The sequence below is a fragment of the Niveispirillum sp. SYP-B3756 genome (assembly GCF_009495745.1).
Taxonomy (GTDB): Bacteria; Pseudomonadota; Alphaproteobacteria; order Azospirillales; family Azospirillaceae; genus Niveispirillum.
In genome coordinates, this window is the sequence record NZ_WIDQ01000030.1 from 1 (window position 1) to 17,777 (window position 17,777).

Below are 17,777 nucleotides of genomic sequence, written 5' to 3' on the forward strand. Positions count from 1 at the left end.
CGCTGCTGTTGACCTCAGGGTAGCGCTCGAGCGCTACCCTGAGGTCAACAGCAAACACAGCAGCGTTAACGCGTCTGAAAATATGGGCGGCGATCACAAAGTTGAAAGGATGTCATCGGATCTCACAGCTGACGGGTATCGGCGATGCAGGCCGCCAGCCGCGCCGCCACATTCAGCCGGATATCAATCTCCCGCAGCGCCAGCACACCGGCATCGGACGACAGGCTGCCCCCGTCAAAACAGGCTTCAACACCCTTCCCCGAAACGGGTGACAGGCCGGGCAGCAACGGCGTATTCTCTCGCATGGCGGGTGCAGCGTCCTTGGTTAGGGCGGATTTGTGTTTGGCGACTGAATCCTAAACCTAATCAATGGCTTGTGCTACACCCGCCAACCATCAGCACGACACCGATGCATAATCCGGGCTAGCAAGCTGTCGATCTCGCTTACCAGCCGCGTGCGGGTCCGCTCGCGAAGCGTGATGGCCTTACCGTCTTTCACGAGCACAAGGTGGGGAATGCCTTGAACCCCAAACTTTTCGGCCAACTGCGGACATTCGTCGACATTGACCTTCACCACCTTCAGCTCTCCATCGTAAACCGAAGTCAGCCCTTCGACGGTGGGAAGAAGGGCCATACACGGCCCACACCAGGGCGCCCAGAAATCGATCACGACTGGAAGATCACTTTGTTCAATCTCCACTTGGTAGGTTGTATCCGATACCGACGTTACTTCTGAACTCATCGTGATCGATCCTCTATTCTATTAGAACGAAATGGCGACGGGCAGAGCCGTTTCGACATTTCAGTCTCATCCATGATCCGAACGGTGTTTTGCGCATTGACAGGCTTTGCGGGTCACCCGCGCCTGAAGTACCGCTTTAATGCTCTGTCCGACCCTGCGCTGGGTTCGCTTTCACGCCCCTTGAATGAGGCGAAACATGGTGTCCATCAGGCCACGGATGGCCTGCTCCTTCTGCCCGCGAGCGGCATCTCTCACCGCCATCGTCCGCTCCATCGTCTGGGTGATGTACTCCATTGACATCACGCGTTGTGATTCCGGCAGAAATTCCAGCGGGTCGCCGTCAATATTCCCCGCCTCGTCACGGGGCGCGATCGCCATCGCCCTCCAACCGATGAGCATGTGCTCGCGGTCGCGGCACTCCTGCTCGGTCATGTACGCCGTTTCAAGAAACATCAACCAGGTGAACAGGAAAGTGGCAAATACCGAAATAAATTCCCCGGAAATGGAATGAACGGGCCAGGCAACAGCTTCCAGTAACGTTGCGATACGATAGCCCCAGATGGGGGTCTCGTTGGCCTTTGCCGCCAACGCCGCCTTGCGGACACGGCGCCATTCGTCACGCGCCGGTGTTTCGCCAGCCAGTTCACGATCCCACAGCGCCGCGATCTGAAGTCCCACAGCGCGGAAATCCGCGCTGATATGTGGCGCCAAAGCAAAGTCCGGGCGGAGCAGCATCTCCAGGCAATGCCGGGCAAATCGTGGCACGACCATCCCCAGTTCAGCACCGGGCTGGACGGCGTCAAGCCACTCCAGTCCAAAGGAGAGCACAGACTCCGCCCCCTCGATAGAAGGCCCGGTAGCGTCATCCCCGGTGTCGGTTTTTTTGACACAGGGGACGATAAGCGTCTCGCAGAGCAAGGCCAGATCGACGGGAATGCCGGTTCGTTCCACGAATGTCGCGCGATCCTGGGTCTCGGCCAGGGTGCCGCTCAACGAGTCCGGCACACCATCGCGCTTCCAGTTAAGGCTGACATCCGGCACCAGGGCGCGCGCAATCCAGGGCGCGCGCACGCGTTCCAGCAGCCGGGCCTTCGCCGCCGGGTCGCCGCCAAAGGCTTGCAGGCTTGCAGGCGCGCTCATGGCAGAAATTCCTCAAGTTCGGCTGCAAGCTGCGTCCGGGTTCGCCCGGCCAGACGGGCGACCTGATCGCCGGCATTCGTCAGATAAAGCTGCGGGATCGACTGGATACCGTATCGGGCCTTCAAGGCCGGATTATCGTCGATATCGATCTTTACGACCTTCAAGCTGTCGGCATAAAGCGGCGCCAGGGCCTCCAGCGTTGGCAAAAGTGCCCGGCAGGGGCTGCACCAGGGGGCCCAGAAGTCGATGAGCACGGGCAGCGTGCTCTCGACAACTTCCTTCTGGAAATTGGCCTCGTTCACAGCCTTGATGATCTCGCTCATATGCTTCCCATCCCGAAAGAGGCGATGTTGACCATTGCTGATACTGGCGCCACAGCGCCCGGTCGGTGACAACCGGGCGCTGTCACCGCCTTTAAAAATGCTTACGCAGCGTCAGGGTAAAGCGCTGCATACGCGGATCGCCGAACGAGGAATATCCCGTTTGGTCCACGCCCGAGGCCACCGTTGGCGGCCGCTGGTTGAAGATATTCTGAATCCCCAGCTTGATTTCGGAATCCGCCAGCACGCCTTCCTCGAACCCGTAGTTCACATAGATGTCGCTGTAATTCTGGCTCCGCACCTTGGCGGCACCCTGCCAGGTCTCCGACTGCGCGCAGGTGAAGGCGGTCTGGACCGACATGCAGACGCGATAGCTGCCATAGATCTGCGTGTTCCAGCCGGCCCCCCAGGGACCGTTCTGCCAATCGACGCCAAGGTTCGCGCGCCATTTGAGTGGCCCCTCGAAGAAGCCGGCGCGATCGACTGCGGGCTGGCCAGGTGCCGCCCTGGAGCTGAGTTCGAAAGTGTGGGTGGCTGCGGCGTAGACACGGAAGGAGCCCAGGTCGGAATCCTTGAAATTATAATCGGCCTTGATGTCGATTGCCTTCATCCGGGAACTGGCCAGGTTGATCGCCGATGTGTCCACCGTGGTGATCGGGCCCGGCGTGCCCGGGGCGTCGCCCGGCAGATTGGCACCGCGCACGATCCGCCCCGGGACTACCGCCTCATTGGCCAGGAAGAACGAGATCGGCAGATTCTGCACCTCATTGCTTTTGCGAATGGAGGTCAGGTCCACCGAGGCCCGAAATCCGGACAGGAAACTCGGCGTCATCACCACACCGGCAGAGAAACTTTCGGACTCTTCCGGTTGAAGGTTCGGATTGCCGCCACCCAACACCGTCAACGGCCCGGGAAGAAGCGCATTTCCACGGGACGGGTCGCGCAGGTTGAGGAAGGAAATCAACTGGCTGCTCAATACCGACGGCGCTTCGGAGCGAATGTTGCCCAGCTTCGGTGCCAGGAAACCGTTGCCCCAGCTTGCGCGCAACGCAATGTCGGAGATGGGCGCATATTTGAAGCCAACAGTATAGTTGGTGGAGGACAGATCGCCCTTTACCGCCGGCTGTTCCGGGAACGGGCCGGTTGCACTGCTGACGGGAATGGAATATCCCGCATAGCGCGTCTTATAATTGTCGTGACGCACCGATCCCATCAACTGCAGTTCGCGCATGAACGGCACCTCGTTGGAGGCGCTGACGATCGGCGCGTTCAGTTCAAGATAGCCCGATTTCACATCCTGCCGCGCTTCGGGCGACCAATTGTATCGTGGTGTGCCGCCAACGGATGAGAAATTGACCTTGTCGTCGGTGGACTCCCGGCGTTGTTCCAGCAACGCGGTTGCCGTCAGATCGCCACCCGGCAGCCGGAAGATGGGACCGCCCAAACGCAGCGAGCCGGTATGAAGCGTTGCGCCGTCTTTGCCTGATGAGCTGAAAACATTGAAGAGTGAGGCAGGGTCTGTAATGGGATTGGCGCGGAGATCGCTGAACGCCGCCGCCTGAAGCCGCTCTTCCGCCGCATCCGACGCCGGCCCCAGAACCACATTGCTCATGCTGCGGCCCTTGTTCCGCAGCCAGCCATATTCCACCGCCGCACTCCACCGATGCGGCAGGCGGATGATGCCGCCAACATTGACCCGCGTGTTCGTGGTCTTCTGGCTCTGCGTCAAGGCGTCGGGGAAATTCAGCGAGGCCAACACATCCTGCTGGAAGGGATTGGCTGCGGCAGTTTCAGGAACATACAGCGAATATTGAATCGGCGTGATATTCTTGCTGGTCGATTCATCACGGGAAAAATCGGTGAAGACCTCCAGGCTCTCGCCGAATTCGCGCCTGACATTAAGGTTGTAGGTCGTGACCTCCGGCCCGGTCCAGATCGGCAGGTCGGAGCGATCATTGATCAGCGTGCCGGCACGCGCCGCCAGATCGGCAGCACTTCCTTTATAACCATCCGGAATGCTCGTCACGGCGGATTTGAGCGCGGCGCCGCTTTTCAGCATCAATGCGTCCGTAGCGCAGTCAAAACCGTCGACGGTGGCGCAGATATTCGGCCCGCCGAGCAGGAAGGTCGCATTCAAGGGATCATTGCGAAACTGCAACTGGGTGCCGCGGCGCAAGAAGCTCCGGTCATTGGCCAGCAAGGTTCTGGATTGTGACCGGGAGATCGCCCCCATGATCCGGGTGCGGCCATCTTCCAGCGTCGTGCCGCCATTGACGGCGAAATAACTCTGCCCGGCAGCGAAATCCAGCGCGTTATTGTATCGGGCCTCGATATCCACACCCGAATAATTGCGCTTGAGGATGACGTTGATCACGCCACCCGTGGCACCGCCGCCATAAATCCCGCTGGCCGTGGTGGGCAGAACCTCGATGCGCTCGATCTGGGACATCGGGATGCCGTTGATGTTCGGCTGCCCGAAGGAATCCCCCGTCGGAATACTGGGAAGCCGGCGACCATCCACCAGCACCAGCGTTTCATCCGCCCCCAACCCGCGCAGATCCAGGCGACCGGCCACCGAGGTGGGGGGACCCGCCTGCGACTGGGTGGATTGCGCGGTATTCATCGGCAGCCGCGACTGCAGAAAATCCTCGACATTCTGTGCGCCGCTCTGGGCCAATTCCTCCGACCCGAAGACGACATAGGGCTGGATGTCGTCTTCGCTGCGGCGGATATCCGTGTTCAAGCTGCGACGCGCGGTCACCAGAATTTCGGCCAGCCCTTCGAACGGCTCTTCCGGCGCTTTACCGACATTGGCGTCGGCGTACGCTGTTTGTGCCGCAAGGGCCATTCCCAGTGCGAAAGCGCTCACGCCAAACCAAGGCTTCATACGCCAGTACCCATTCTTGATACCCATAGAGCTCCCCGTTTTCTGCAAGACAATGCGCTCCCTGATGGAAGGTAGACGCATGATCGCTGCCATTCCCTCATCGGAAATGTCACAAAACTTCATCCGGGGTGCTGATTGCGGTTTGTTTCATGTTTTCCGCCAGGATGCGGGGGCCGCCACCAGGGGCGGCCCCCGCATCCTGTTCAGGCCGTACCATGGTGGAGCGGCTTCACTGTCGCCACGCCATTTTCAATGATCAGGCTGCGGTCATGATAAACGGCCACACTCTGCCGATGGGCGACGGAAATGATCGCGGCCCCCGGCAACCGTTCGACCAGGACCTTGTAAAGCTTCTCCTCCAATTGGGCGTCGAGCGCGCTGGTCGCTTCGTCGACAAAAAGGAAATCAGGCCGGGCCAGGATGGCCCGTGCCGCTGCCACCCGTTGCTGCTCACCCGGTGACAGGATCCGGCTCCACGGCTGGTAGCTGTGCAATTGCGACGCCAACCGCGCCAGCCCGAATTCCCCGAGCAAGGCGATATATTCCTCATCGCGGTGCATCTCGGGTGAGTCAGGGTAGGACATCAAGCTGGCCAGCGTGCCATCCGGCATGTAATTGCGCTGCGGCAGGAAGGCGATCCTGGCCTTCGTGGGGAGTTGCACGTCGCCGGCACCGTAAGGCCAAAGGCCGGCAATGCTGCGCAGCAAGGTGCTCTTCCCCGCCCCGGACTTGCCCTGAACCAGCAACCGCTGTCCCGGCGCAATCTCAAGCGCATCCAGAGAAACCATCGGGTCGCCATTGGGGTACGCGACCTTCAGCCCATGAACGCCAACCCGTTCATCGGCGATCTCCTCCACGTGAATTCCGCTATCCAGCGGCATGGCCAGCAATTGATCGAATAGATGCAAACGGGCGACCGCCGACCGCAGAATGGCCAGTTCGCTATACTGCGTCACGATGGCGCTGATGCCCATATAGACAGCGCTGAATGACGCCATCACGATCTGAATATCCCCGATCTGCATCTTGTCATCCAGCACGAAGGGAATGCAGATCAGATAGGGAAACAGGAACATGAAGGTATCCGGCAGCCCGGTAACCAGCGTGATCCGCATGTTCGCATGTGTGTAGGATCGCCAGTTGGCGATGATGAGCTGGAACGTGTTGGCCAGACGCTTGCGTTCGATCCCACCGGCACGCGCGAAGGCAATGGATTCCCCATTGCCTCTGATGGACTGCATTTCCAGACGGAACTGTGCTTCAAGCCGCTGGCGCACGACCTCCGCACGCGTCAACAGACGCCCGACCCAGTGGACCAGAAAGGTCATGCCGATTGCCAGGGCGAAAGCCACGTAGACAAGCAGACCAGGAACGGGCTCGGTCAAGCCCACCTCTTTGATAACCAGGGGTGGGGACAGTCGCCAAAGCTCCGACGTATAGAGAAAGACGCCGAACACAGAGGCAACGACCGACACGCCAACCATCGTCACCTTCTCAACGAAGGTGTAGACATCTTCCTGGATACGCTGTTCCGGGTAATCAATTTCGGTGCGGCGTTCCAGATGGAAAAAGCGATTGCCCGCCATCCAGCCATCCAGCAGGCGGGTCGTCAGTGCCTTGCGCATCCGCATCCGCAGGGCCAGGCGCGTCCAGGAGCCAATCACGCCGAGGAGCGCCAAGCCCCCGCCATACATGAGAATTTCCCAGACAAACCCGTAAATGATGGCACCATTCTTGGCGGCCAGCGCATTGACGATGGCCGAAAATCCAAGCTGCATCTTCAACAGCACCGTCACCGTCGCGGTGCTTTGGAAGAACTGATAGGCAATCAACGGGATACCCAGCAACGGGTCCGCCTTGATGTACCGCCAGATCATGGCGGCACCGTATTTTACATGCAGCCAGACCGTACCGGGGGGCACCTCGGGTGGCTTCTCCGTTCTTACGGCATCTTGCGCGGATGGATCGGTCACATAGCTATCGGTCATCTGGCGTACCGTCTCAGCGTCAGTTGGAATGCGTTGGGTTGGGTCGTGCGCAGCACGCTGCGACAGGTCAGTCAGACGTCCGCCGCAGCAGATTTAACAGCCCGTCCATCTGCTGGTACAAAAACGGCCCCATGGCCGCGCGGGCCTGTTGCTTGGCCTTATCCATCCGGGCCGCCATCTCCGGCTGCTGGGGGGCCCGCATGGCCTGTCTGATCTCCGGATGGCGATCCAGCAGCTCCTCGTCAGATAGATCGGCATATTGCGGCTCAGTTCGGACGCGGCGCAGTTCCCGCTGTGCAACCTGGCTTTGGGTCCAGTCAGTCCGATCCTGCGGCGCAAGGAACGTCGCCGTCATCACCTGCAGGCAGGATTGTAGGAATTTCTGGTAAATGACAGGCAGTTCCGTCGCAATCTCGGCACGGGGCCATGCCAGTGATTCAACAAGGTCAGACACCGCATAGCCGGCCGGATCGCCACTGCCCTCCGACGCGCGCAGGGCATTGGCGCGAACGGGTCGCCAGGCTCTGGCTGGCATCGGTTCACCGCCGCTCTCGCCTTCCCAAAGCTGGAGGATCTCCTGGGCAACCGACCGCACGGCGGGATCGATATTTGCCGACAGGGGAAAATCATCCGACATAATTTGCTTCAGACAGACCGACAGGAAGCCGGTGACGACATCGCTCAGATCATCATCGACAGCAATGGCCTCCAACCACTCCATGCCGAATGACCATATCCGCGCATCACCGGACATGGTGAAGCCCCGCGGCGACGCCGCATCATCCTCAAAGGTGATCCCGGTATTGATCAGGATCTCACAAAGCAGCGCGAGTTCGAGTGGCAGCCCCGTGCGGGTCACGAACAGGCCGGGATCCTGTGTCTGGGCAATGGTTCCGGCCAGCGAAGCGACGCCGGCACCGCTTGACCATTTCAGGTAGATCAACGGGATGATCTGCCGGGCTTCCCAACCTTCCCGGACGCGGTTCAGCGTCTCATTCTTCAGGGCTGGATCGCCAAGAAACGCTCTAAGTGACACGGCCGCCGCTCCTTTGAAATTCACAGGGGGGAATGCATAGATTTCCTTCCAACCGCCGGTTCGAAGGCCCCAAAAGGGGAGACGCGCGACCCCGGTCTTTTCCCCACCCGACCCAGTCTATTGTGGGGTGAAGCGGAGGCAGCGCGCCGGAGGCACGCAACGTGCCGACGGCGCCAACCACCGGAACCGTCACGAAGGCAGTTTAGTTTTGATCCGGATCGGTGAAGAAATCCCGGCCGAGTGCTTGGGCCTTTGCCATGTGAATTGATGCGGCCCAGGCTCTGGCAAAGGCCCCTTGGCGACGAATATCGGCCGCCAGCCACGTGTCCAGCTCGCTCTCTTCCTCAGGGGAAAGCGGGCGCGCCTCCATGCGGGCAACCCATAAGGCGGCCGCATCGTCAATCCGGGTACTGCTTTCGCGGTCTTCCATCTGCGCCAATGTCTTTTTCATCACATCTATTAGACGCGCCGGACGACGATATTCCGGAAAGCGCAATTGTGTCCATAAACAGGCGGATGCCCTTGGCCATGTTTTTTTCCACCGAGCTTTCAGAAAGGTTGAGGCGTTTTGCCGTGTCGCGCTGGCTCAGCCCCTCAATGCGCCTAAGGATGAAAACGGCGGCAACCTGCTTTGGAAAGCCCGCAACGATGTCGCCGATCCGCCGCAGTTCGTCACGGTCGCAGACTGTGCTTTCCGGCGAGGCATCCTGGCATTCGAAACGCGAGAGTTCAGTATCGTCCACCGCCCGGATCGATACGACCTGCGCGCGACGCAGATGCGTGCAGATGATCGAATGGGCGGTCTGCAAAAGATAGGCACGCGGATTGCGCACGCCCTCGACATTGTCCATGGAGGCGAGCCTGGCATAAGCCTCCTGGACGATATCGTCGATCTCCAGCTCAACGACGCGACGACGGGCCAGCCAGGCCCGCAGACAAGGTTCATGGGGCAGGATTTGCTGCGCCAGCCACAATGCTCGTTCGCTTCCGACCCGTGCCATCGTTATCTACCCGGCGTTGAAAACGGCCCCAGTGGGCTGAGGGGCCCGCCGGGTTTGCCATTGCGGAAAAGGCCGGTCACGGCCGGCACCCCGTTCAGCGCCATCCCATCCCTCTGCTTCGACCATCGGAACGTCTCGTGTGGCATGGCGCTTCTCAATGCGGGAGGTAGGCACTGCGCCCCTGCCGCATCGCCTTGGCAGAGACGCCAAAGCGGGCACGGAACAGGTGTGCGAAATGGGACAGGCTGGAAAAGCCAACGCCGTAAGCGATTTCCGAGACGCGATCATTGGTATGCATGAGCTGGTATTGCGCCGTGACCAGCCTGATCTCGTTCAGGAAAGCGTTGAAGCTGGTGCCATGGCTGGCACAGGTCTTATAGATCGTCCGGACAGAGCATTTGAGGCTGGCGGCCGCGTCATGGGCCGAAACCCCCGGTGTATCGAGGTTGCGCATGATGAATTCGAGGATCCCCCCGATGCGCCCCTGCCAGCGCGGCAGCGATTTGGCGGTATCGACACAGGCGGCCAGTGCCGTGCGCATCAGGTCGGCGATCATTGTCAGCCCCTGGGCCGCGGAAGCCGTGTCGTCATTCGGCAGGTCGAAGATCGTCCCGGCCAGCTTCGCCATGATCGGCGTGGCGAAATAATCCTTGCCGACATGGAGGTCGGGCAGGATCAGCAATCCGTCCAGGAACCGCTGCATGGCCCACCAGGCGGGCAGGGTAATGATCAGGGCGTCCAGATCGTCTGTCCCCTCCAGCGTCATTGGTCGCCAGGCACAGGCGACGAAGATGTCCCCTTGGGTCAGCGTGCGGCTATGGCCGGTCTGAACCATGCGGAGCTGACCGGAGCGCATGAATATGATGTGCGCACAGAAGCCCGGTCCACCAAACGCCGTCGCCCCTTCCAGTGAAAAGGCGAAGGCGTCACTGGTAAGATGATGGATGGCAGCGATGTCACGCAGCACACTGTCAACGTGCAAGCCAGCCCCACCGCGCAATCCGAGGATCGGATTGGCGGCGAAAACGGAAGCTATCTGCGCACGGATCGTTGCCATCAGACCTGTTATCGGCTGAGAGATTGAGCCGGCTGCGCCCCGGATGGGGACGCATTCCGGGACCGGAATGCTGCGGCGGCGAGGTCGAGAACCTGTTGCTGAATGGCCGCGCGCCATACGGCCATCTTGGCGTTCGAGCGGGCGCGCCGTGCCATCGACCGCTGCTTCAGCGCGTTGCGCACCGGGTCCGCCGCCCAGACCCGTTCGACCTCGGCCAGAAACGCCTCAACGCCGATACTGTCCAGCGACTGCGTCTCGGACAGGGCCTCCATCGCCTCTTCGTTGATCTTGTTCATCTCCGCCTGGAAGGTTTCATTCTCCGCATCGGAGAAGCAATCCTCGTCAGACGCGTCGGCTTCGATATTGACCGCCGCCGACCAGGCGGTGATCACGTCATGGGCCGCACCGGGGGCCTGTTCCAGGTCCCAGGCCAGCGACATCACCAGATCGACCGCCCGTTCAGTACTCGCATCCGCATTGCGCATCGCCGCCAGGGCGGTGCGCGTGGCGCGCCATGCCTTCTTGTCGATGGGCTTGTCGATCGACTGGGTCACCAGATCAACGACCCCTTTGCACACCGCGTGGAGTGGCCCGGGCTTGATGACGTTCGCACGGCCATAGACCGGATCTTTCCACGCCAGCAGCAGGGTCTGCCGCGCCAGGGCGCCCGTCTCCGCCCCAACGGGGATGGCGTTGAGCAGGGCTTCGTAAAAGCCGGTCGCATCCTCCGCTTCCCCGAAAGCGCCCAGCGCCGGCAGCAATCGCGCCAGGGCCGGGTGCAGGCCATAATCGTCCGACAGGATCGAGATATCGCCCTCAACCGAGGCGCGGGTCAGCCACGCCTGATAGATCGGCCCTTTTTCGCGAATGTCGGCGATCAGGGCAGCACGCTTGGCCGCATAACCAAAGGCCTGGTAAATGCTCATTCCCCGGCCCCCGCAAAGGGTTCCAGCACCGTTGCCAGCTTGCCGCGCGACACCATGCCCTGAAAGCGTTCCACGGGCTGACCATCCTTGATGATGATGAAGGTCGGCACCCCTTGTACGTCATATTGCTGGGCCAGCGTCGGCTCCTGATCGACATCAACCTTGACGAAGGCGATCTCTCCGTCGAATTCGCGGGCCGCATCTTCCAGCGCCGGGGCCGACGCCTTGCAGGGGCCACACCAGACGGCATGGAAATCGACCAGAACCGGAATAGTCGACCGAAGAACTTCCGCCTCGAAGGCTTCGGTCGTGACATCCTTGAGCTTGGACATGGGGTGTTCCCTCCTTCGGGTGGCGGTTTAACCGGTGCCGATAGTGTGAAGGTTGGTCAGGGGGCGATTTTCTCAGCCAAGGCCGCATCGGCGGCCTGATCGATCAGGTAGCGTTCGGCTTCCAGGGCCGCCATGCATCCCATGCCGGCCGACACCACCGCCTGACGGAAATGCTTGTCCTGCACGTCACCGGCAGCGAACACGCCAGGCACGCTGGTCGCGGTCGAACCCGGCGTAACCAGGATGTAGCCATCCTCGTCCATGGCGAGCTGATCCTTGAACAGGCTTGTCGCCGGGTTATGACCGATGGCGACGAACAGGCCGTCAAGGGTCAGGGTGGATTGCTCGCCGGTCAGCGGGTGGTTGAGCTGGACACCCGTCACCTTGCTGCCATTCCCCAGCACCTCGGCGACCTCGGCATTCCAGATGATCTTGATTTTCGGGTGGGCAAACAGGCGGGCCTGATTGGTCTTGTCGGCGCGCAGGCTGTCGCGGCGATGGATCAGGTAGACCGCGCTGGCGAAATTGGCCAGATGCAGCGCGTCTTCCACCGCCGTGTTGCCGCCGCCGACGACGGCGCACACCCGGCCCCGGAAGAAAAAGCCGTCGCAGGTGGCACAGGCCGACACGCCTTGCCCGCGATAGCGCGTTTCACTTTCCAGACTCAGCCAGCGCGCATTGGCACCCGTGGCGATGATCAGGCTGTCGGCGGTGTAGCGGTCGCCCATATCGCCGGTCGCCACGAAGGGCTGCTGTGTCAGATCGACATCGACGATATAATCGGCGATGACTTCCGCACCGACATGCCGGGCGTGGTTGCCCATGCGCAGCATCAGGTCGGGCCCCTGCACGCTGGCATCACCCGGCCAGTTCTCGACCTCGGTGGTGATGGTCAACTGGCCGCCGGGCTGTGGCCCTTCGATCAGCAGCGGGTTCAAGGCGCTGCGCGAGGCATAGATCGCCGCCGTGTAACCGGCCGGGCCCGACCCGATGATCAGAACCTTGCTGTGGCGGGGGGCCGCGTTGTTTGGTTTGGCTCGCATCATCAGGCTCCTGCACCACCGACAACGATATTGTCTATGCGGATCGTCGGCTGCCCCACGCAGACGGGTACAGTCTGGCCAGCCTTGCCGCAGAAGCCGATCCCCAGCTCCAGGTCATTGCCGATCATGGAAATATGCTTCAGCGCCCCGTTGCCGACACCGATCAGGGTCGCGCCCTCAATCGGGGCCGTCACCTTGCCATCCTCAATCAGGAAGGCCTTCTCGGCGGAGAAGTTGAATTGCCCCGACGTGATATCGACCGTTCCGCCGCTGAACTCCACCGCATAGATGCCGTTCTTGACCGACGCGATGATCTCTTCGGGGGCGTAGGGTCCGCGTTCCAGGAAAGTGTTGGTCATCCGGGTCATGGGCAGGTCGGCATAGGATTGCCGGCGGCCATTGCCGGTCATCCTGTCCTTCATGATCCGGGCGCTGGTCTTGTCCTGCATCAGGCCGACCAGACGACCATCCTCGATCAGCATCGTGCGCTGTCCGACAACACCTTCATCATCGATATTCAGGGAGCCGCGCGCATCCGGCACGGTCGCGTCGTCGAAGACATTGACGCCGGGTGCGGCGATCCGCTGCCCCATCATGCCGTTGAACACGGATTCGCGTTTGCGGTGGAAATCGCCTTCCAACCCGTGGCCGATCGCCTCATGCAGAAGCACACCGGGGAAGCCGTTGCCCAGCACCACCGTCATTTCACCGGCGGGCGACGGGATGGCCTCCAGGTTCGTCAGCGCGATCGACGTGGCCTTGCGGACCATTTTCTCCAGGCGACCATCATTGAATTCACCCAGCGTGAACCGGCCGCCATCCCCGGCCGAGCCGGAGGCGCGCCGGGTGTTCCCCTCCGCCACGACGGAAATATTGACGCGGACCTGCGGGCGGATGTCGCCGGCCAATGTGCCATCGGTCGCGCAGACAAGGATCGTCGCATCCTCGACAGCCAACTGGGCATTGACCTCGGTGATGCGCGGATCGACGGCGCGCGCCAAGTCATCCAGCCGGCGCAGCAGGGCGACCTTCTGGATCGTATCGATACCACCGGCGGCTTCGAGCGTTGAATAGGCCTGGGAATCCTGGCTGAGCGCCTTGATCTCGACCCCACGGCCTGTCTCGGCGACATCCCGACCATGGGACTGCATGGCGCGGGCAGCGGCGGTAACGGCGTCAATCGCCTTGCTGCTGATGTCGCTGGAATAGGCGAAGGCGGTATTTTCGCCGGTTACGGTGCGGGCGCCGATGCCCTGCGAGATGCCAAAGGCGGCGCGTGCCACCTTGCCGCGTTCCAGCGACCAGGTATCGCGGGTCGTCATCTCGAAATACAGGTCGCCATAATCGGCGCCCCGCCCCCACAGATCGGCGAGGCCGTTTTGCAGCTTGTTGATGTCGAGATCGTTGGCAGCAAGAAGCTGCGTTTGCGCGCGCGCCAGACGATCAGCAGCGGTGAAAGACATTTGCATCAATTCCTTCGTCTTGACGGCATGATCAGCGGCCGGCGATCTGCATGTCGGGAAGCAGGATCGAGCCGACCCGGATGGCACCATCCCGGTAAGTGTCGGCACCAACCGCAACGATCGCCTTGAACATTTCCTGAAGATTGCCGGCGACGGTGAAGCCTTGTATGGCCTGCGTCACCTGGCCATTTTCCACCCAGAAACCGGCTGCCGCGCGGGAATAGACGCCCGTGGCGGGATTGGAGCCGCCGCCCATGAAGCGGGTCAGCCATAGGCCGGTGCCCATCTTGCGCAGCATGGCGTGAAGATCGTCGGTGGGGGCGGTCAGGCTGCTGATCAGCGCAAGGTTGCGCATCCCGCCGGCATTGCCGGTGGAGGCACGGCCCAGCTTGCGCCCCATGCGGGTGTCGAGAAACAGCCCCTTCACCACGCCATCGCGGATGATGTCGCGGCGGGTGCCGGCAACACCCTCACTATCGAAAGCGGCACTGGCCAGGCCGAACGGCTCGAACGGATCTTCCGTGACGCTCAGGTGCGCGGTCGTCAGCACCTGCCCCATCGCATCGGGCAGGAAGGTCATGCGCTGGAACTGCGCGCCGCCACTCAACTGCCCGCACATGTCCCGCACCAGGCTGGAGGCGACGGTGGAATCAATCAGCACAGGCACGCGGCGCGTCGTCAGACCTTCCGCCCCCAGCATGTCCAAGGCCCGCTTGGCAGCAAGATGGCCGACCTGCTCCGCGCTCTCCAGCTCCTCGATCCGGCGCACGCTGGATGCCCAGTGGCCCTGCTTCATCTCATCGCCGCGCTGGGCGATGGTCTGGCACCAGCGGTGCTGCATGGAACTGCTGCCCGTGCGGCAGAAGCCCTGACTGGTCGCCAGGGCGAACCGGGCATCCTGGCTGGCCGCACCCGCTTCCGACACCCGGACAGCATCAGCGGTGGCGGTGGCCTTCACCGCCGCCTCAATGGCCATGGCGGCATCGGTCAGCTCCATGGCGTTATGGCCGGACGGCGCAAAAAGCGGAACCGATGGGCCGTCCCACGCCAGGGTATCACGATCAGCCAGCCCCGCCTCTTCATCGGGCTCAAGCTGGCGGGCCATGCTGATGGCCTGCTCGACCACGCGATCAATGGCGTTGCGGCTCAACGACTCTGTCGACGCCATCCCGGTGCGCCCGTCCAGGAACACCGTGATCTGAAGGCTTTGATTGCCATCCCGAACGGCGTTTTCGACCTCGCCATTCGCGACAGTGATGCTGATCCCGCCGCCCTCATTGACGCGGGCGATGGCGCCCCCGGCGCCCAGCGCCGTGCTGCGCTCAACCGCGTAGGTCACGGCCTTGGCAAGATCGGCTTCGCTTTGTAGCAGATAGCCATCAACCCCCTCACGAGGTGCCCCCTCAACGGGCCGGGAAAGGCTGCCAATGCTCATGTGAGCTCCTTCATGAATTCTGACGGCGTTCGAATGAACCAGGGCGTTAAAAGTCGCGGAGGCTCACTTATCCGCTACGTTCTCGATAATAGGATGGGTTTGCCGGGGGGGTTGTCTATCAGGTCATTGCTTGTTGTCTGGCAGTGCATAGACGGTGGTACACCTCCGGTGAGGACCACGGGTATGTCTGCGCGAACGATATTGACGTGATCCTGAGAGCGGTGAAAGTCTGTGTGCTCCCTCCGCGATGCCGGACGCCGACGAGCCAGACCCCATGCATAAGCGTGAAACGTTAGAGTTGGTGCGGGCCTATTACCGCATTGCCGATCCCTTAGTGCGTAAGCGCATCTTCGATCTGACGAAGGCCGTTGCTTTGCCAAATGACGCCTGACGATAAAGGACGCAATCACTTGATGAACGCCACGATGAGCGTCCTCACTGTCGGCTGGCTGAATCGCTTCACTCGGCCTCCTGCCGACGTGGAAACGATTGATGGCCGGCACATCTGGGCTTGCACCGTGCTGGACCGGGCTTATGAGCGTGCCATCCAGGCAGAGCATATGCCCAAGGTCCGTCCTGGGTCCGGGTGGAACATCGGCTGGACCGGCGTCTACCCGGAACCAAAGCAGTGGTCCCCAGAACGGAAGGCAGCCGCCCGCCGCCAGAACCTGCGCCGGCGTCTACAACGTCGGTTTCCGCTGTTCGCTGCGGAACTGGAGGAGCGTGAGCTTGAGCGACGGGCCCACTATTATGATCCACACTGCATTGAGGCGGGCATGGACATGCGACCGGTAAACCCGTCTTTCCGACACAATGGCGGCCCACCGCTGGACTGCTGAAAACAAAGGAAACATCGGACGATGCTTGACTGCCAATCCTGCGGGGCTTGCTGCACGACGGACAAATGGATGATAGTTGTCGCGACGGGGGACAGCACCCCCCGGGCACCTGACCAGGTCCGTTCGGAATATGGTGGGCTTTGCAAGGTGGGAAGCCGATGAGGGGGTACGTATGATGCACGCCCCCGAGGGCAGATGTATAGCCCTCCGAGGGGAGATCGGCATCGCGGTCAAATGCTGCTGCTACGCGCGCCGGCCTGCCAACTGTAAGGAGTTCTCGGTGGGATCAGACGATTGCCTATCCGCGCGACGACAGTTCGCCCTTTCTGAACTGGATGGCATCGCCTGTGCCAATACCTGACCACGAAGCCCCAGTAAGAGCTGATCGTCTATTGGTAGGATACCACGACACCGGAAACGCAGGTGATCCCTGCTCGCCAGCTTGGCGGTCGTCTAGAGAGGACACCGGGACTGTGGAGAGGCGGGTTCGATCCCCGCAAGGCTCACCAGATTTCAACAATCGGCCAGCCCATGGTGCAGGGTTGCCGATAGGCTGGACGAACCCACACCACGGCAGCTCCGGCGCAACTTCTGACGATGAGAGGAACCGAAGCGATGACCGCCGGCTTACCAGATATCGCGCTGTCAGTGCGGCAGCCATGGGCCTGGGCTATCGTGGCTGGCCACAAAGACGTTGAAAATCGCAGCACCTTCGCGGTGACGACAGGTGCGACGGCAACGAAGCCGATTGCAATTCACGCGGCAAAAGGCATGACCCGCGATGAATACGAGGAAGCAGCGGAATTCATGGCCAAGCGTGGTGTAACCTGCCCAAGACCGAACGAACTCATCAGGAGCGCCATCATCGGCACCGCAGTCGTTACGGCTGTGGTCGCCAGATATCCAAGCCCTTGGTTCTTTGGTCCACGTGGGCTTGTGTTGCGGGATCAGCGGATGGTTGATCCCATTCCTGCGGTCGGACAACTCGGTTACTTCAAGTGGAGCCCGGCAGGTAGCATCGCCGACATATCTGCTTGGATGGCGACGTGGCCGGCGAAGTCGGTCCGGCCCGGATCGCGGCCCGCTCCCCCTGCGCCAGCCGATCTATTCAACTGATCACGAAGGGAACCTTGATCGCGGAGGGACAGGCAACCGTCCTGATCTGCTATATTATCCATTTGCCGGCCGGTGCGCTGGCCTTCTGTTCAGGGGGGGGCGGGGAACATGCCAGCCGCAAAGCGCTGTACGATAAATCTCCTGGTTCGTATACGTACTGGAAGTGCAAAGGCCTCTGCTTATCCCGGAAGCGATGACTTGAGGTATACAGCCGAACAGAGAATCTATCGGCATCTGGAAGGCCTAGCTGATGCAGTCATGGTCGGCCGTGTTAAGGGCAAATTCGTTGAGGTAAAGGGTGAAACCACAGAAGAATTATATAAAGTGTGAGATCCGATGACATCCTTTCAACTTTGTGATCGCCGCCCATATTTTCAGACGCGTTAACGCTGCTGTGTTTGCTGTTGACCTCAGGGTAGCGCTCGAGCGCTACCCTGAGGTCAACAGCAGCG

At 61.2% G+C, this 17,777-nt stretch carries 16 protein-coding genes and 2 pseudogenes; 3 read left to right on the forward strand and 15 right to left on the reverse strand.

Features of this window, described 5'->3' with window-relative positions; all coding sequences use genetic code 11:
- Positions 1-131: 131 nt before the first annotated feature.
- The 15 genes and pseudogenes from GE253_RS24960 to GE253_RS25030 form a co-directional block, all read right to left on the reverse strand.
- A pseudogene (locus GE253_RS24960) lies at positions 132-305 on the reverse strand (transposase); the annotation flags it as partial.
- 74 nt (positions 306-379) lie between these two features.
- Positions 380-742: a thioredoxin domain-containing protein gene (locus tag GE253_RS24965; RefSeq protein ID WP_153206871.1), complete on the reverse strand. Its 363-nt coding sequence runs from the start codon at positions 740-742 to the stop codon at positions 380-382.
- Positions 743-913: 171 nt separating this feature from the next.
- A complete protein-coding gene (locus GE253_RS24970) occupies positions 914-1,882 on the reverse strand; it encodes a hypothetical protein (protein ID WP_153206872.1) in 969 nt (322 codons plus the stop codon).
- The gene (locus GE253_RS24975; protein WP_153206873.1) at positions 1,879-2,205 is read right to left on the reverse strand and encodes a thioredoxin domain-containing protein; all 327 of its coding nucleotides are present in this window, start codon (positions 2,203-2,205) and stop codon (positions 1,879-1,881) included. Before GE253_RS24975 ends, GE253_RS24970 begins: the two co-directional genes overlap by 4 nt.
- Before the next feature lie 91 nt (positions 2,206-2,296).
- Positions 2,297-5,182: a TonB-dependent receptor gene (locus GE253_RS24980; protein WP_173012832.1), complete on the reverse strand. Its 2,886-nt coding sequence runs from the start codon at positions 5,180-5,182 to the stop codon at positions 2,297-2,299.
- Between the two features lie 110 nt (positions 5,183-5,292).
- Positions 5,293-7,077, reverse strand: a complete 1,785-nt coding sequence (locus tag GE253_RS24985; protein WP_153206875.1) for an SbmA/BacA-like family transporter — start codon at positions 7,075-7,077, stop codon at positions 5,293-5,295.
- 67 nt (positions 7,078-7,144) lie between these two features.
- Positions 7,145-8,020: a hypothetical protein gene (locus GE253_RS24990; protein ID WP_153206876.1), complete on the reverse strand. Its 876-nt coding sequence runs from the start codon at positions 8,018-8,020 to the stop codon at positions 7,145-7,147.
- 295 nt (positions 8,021-8,315) lie between these two features.
- Positions 8,316-8,543, reverse strand: coding sequence for a DUF4880 domain-containing protein (locus tag GE253_RS24995; protein ID WP_153206877.1), 228 nt, complete (start codon positions 8,541-8,543; stop codon positions 8,316-8,318).
- Entirely contained in the window at positions 8,512-9,114 is a 603-nt protein-coding gene (locus tag GE253_RS25000) for an RNA polymerase sigma factor (RefSeq protein WP_153206878.1), read from the reverse strand. Before GE253_RS25000 ends, GE253_RS24995 begins: the two co-directional genes overlap by 32 nt.
- 154 nt (positions 9,115-9,268) lie before the next feature.
- Positions 9,269-10,096: an AraC family transcriptional regulator gene (locus GE253_RS25005; protein ID WP_211101592.1), complete on the reverse strand. Its 828-nt coding sequence runs from the start codon at positions 10,094-10,096 to the stop codon at positions 9,269-9,271.
- Positions 10,097-10,179: 83 nt separating this feature from the next.
- Entirely contained in the window at positions 10,180-11,097 is a 918-nt protein-coding gene (locus GE253_RS25010; protein ID WP_153206880.1) for a hypothetical protein, read from the reverse strand.
- Entirely contained in the window at positions 11,094-11,429 is a 336-nt protein-coding gene (trxA, locus tag GE253_RS25015) for a thioredoxin (RefSeq protein ID WP_153206881.1), read from the reverse strand. The genes GE253_RS25010 and trxA overlap by 4 nt, the downstream gene beginning before the upstream one ends.
- A 56-nt stretch (positions 11,430-11,485) precedes the next feature.
- Positions 11,486-12,475, reverse strand: a complete 990-nt coding sequence (trxB, locus tag GE253_RS25020; RefSeq protein WP_247878866.1) for a thioredoxin-disulfide reductase — start codon at positions 12,473-12,475, stop codon at positions 11,486-11,488.
- On the reverse strand, positions 12,475-13,935 hold the full coding sequence (locus GE253_RS25025; protein WP_247878867.1) for a metallopeptidase TldD-related protein: 1,461 nt from the start codon (positions 13,933-13,935) through the stop codon (positions 12,475-12,477). Before GE253_RS25025 ends, trxB begins: the two co-directional genes overlap by 1 nt.
- A gap of 31 nt (positions 13,936-13,966) precedes the next feature.
- Positions 13,967-15,370 carry a metallopeptidase TldD-related protein gene (locus GE253_RS25030; protein WP_153206883.1) on the reverse strand — a complete coding sequence of 468 codons (1,404 nt, stop codon included), beginning with the start codon at positions 15,368-15,370 and terminating at the stop codon, positions 13,967-13,969.
- A gap of 262 nt (positions 15,371-15,632) precedes the next feature.
- Here GE253_RS25030 and GE253_RS26420 point away from each other — a divergent pair.
- The 3 genes and pseudogenes from GE253_RS26420 to GE253_RS25040 all read left to right on the forward strand — a co-directional run.
- Positions 15,633-15,761, forward strand: a pseudogene (locus GE253_RS26420) (transcriptional regulator); the annotation flags it as partial.
- A 22-nt stretch (positions 15,762-15,783) separates the two neighbouring features.
- Positions 15,784-16,209, forward strand: coding sequence for a hypothetical protein (locus GE253_RS26115; protein ID WP_211101593.1), 426 nt, complete (start codon positions 15,784-15,786; stop codon positions 16,207-16,209).
- Between the two features lie 615 nt (positions 16,210-16,824).
- Positions 16,825-17,325, forward strand: a complete 501-nt coding sequence (locus tag GE253_RS25040; RefSeq protein WP_153206884.1) for a hypothetical protein — start codon at positions 16,825-16,827, stop codon at positions 17,323-17,325.
- Positions 17,326-17,777 lie beyond the last annotated feature (452 nt).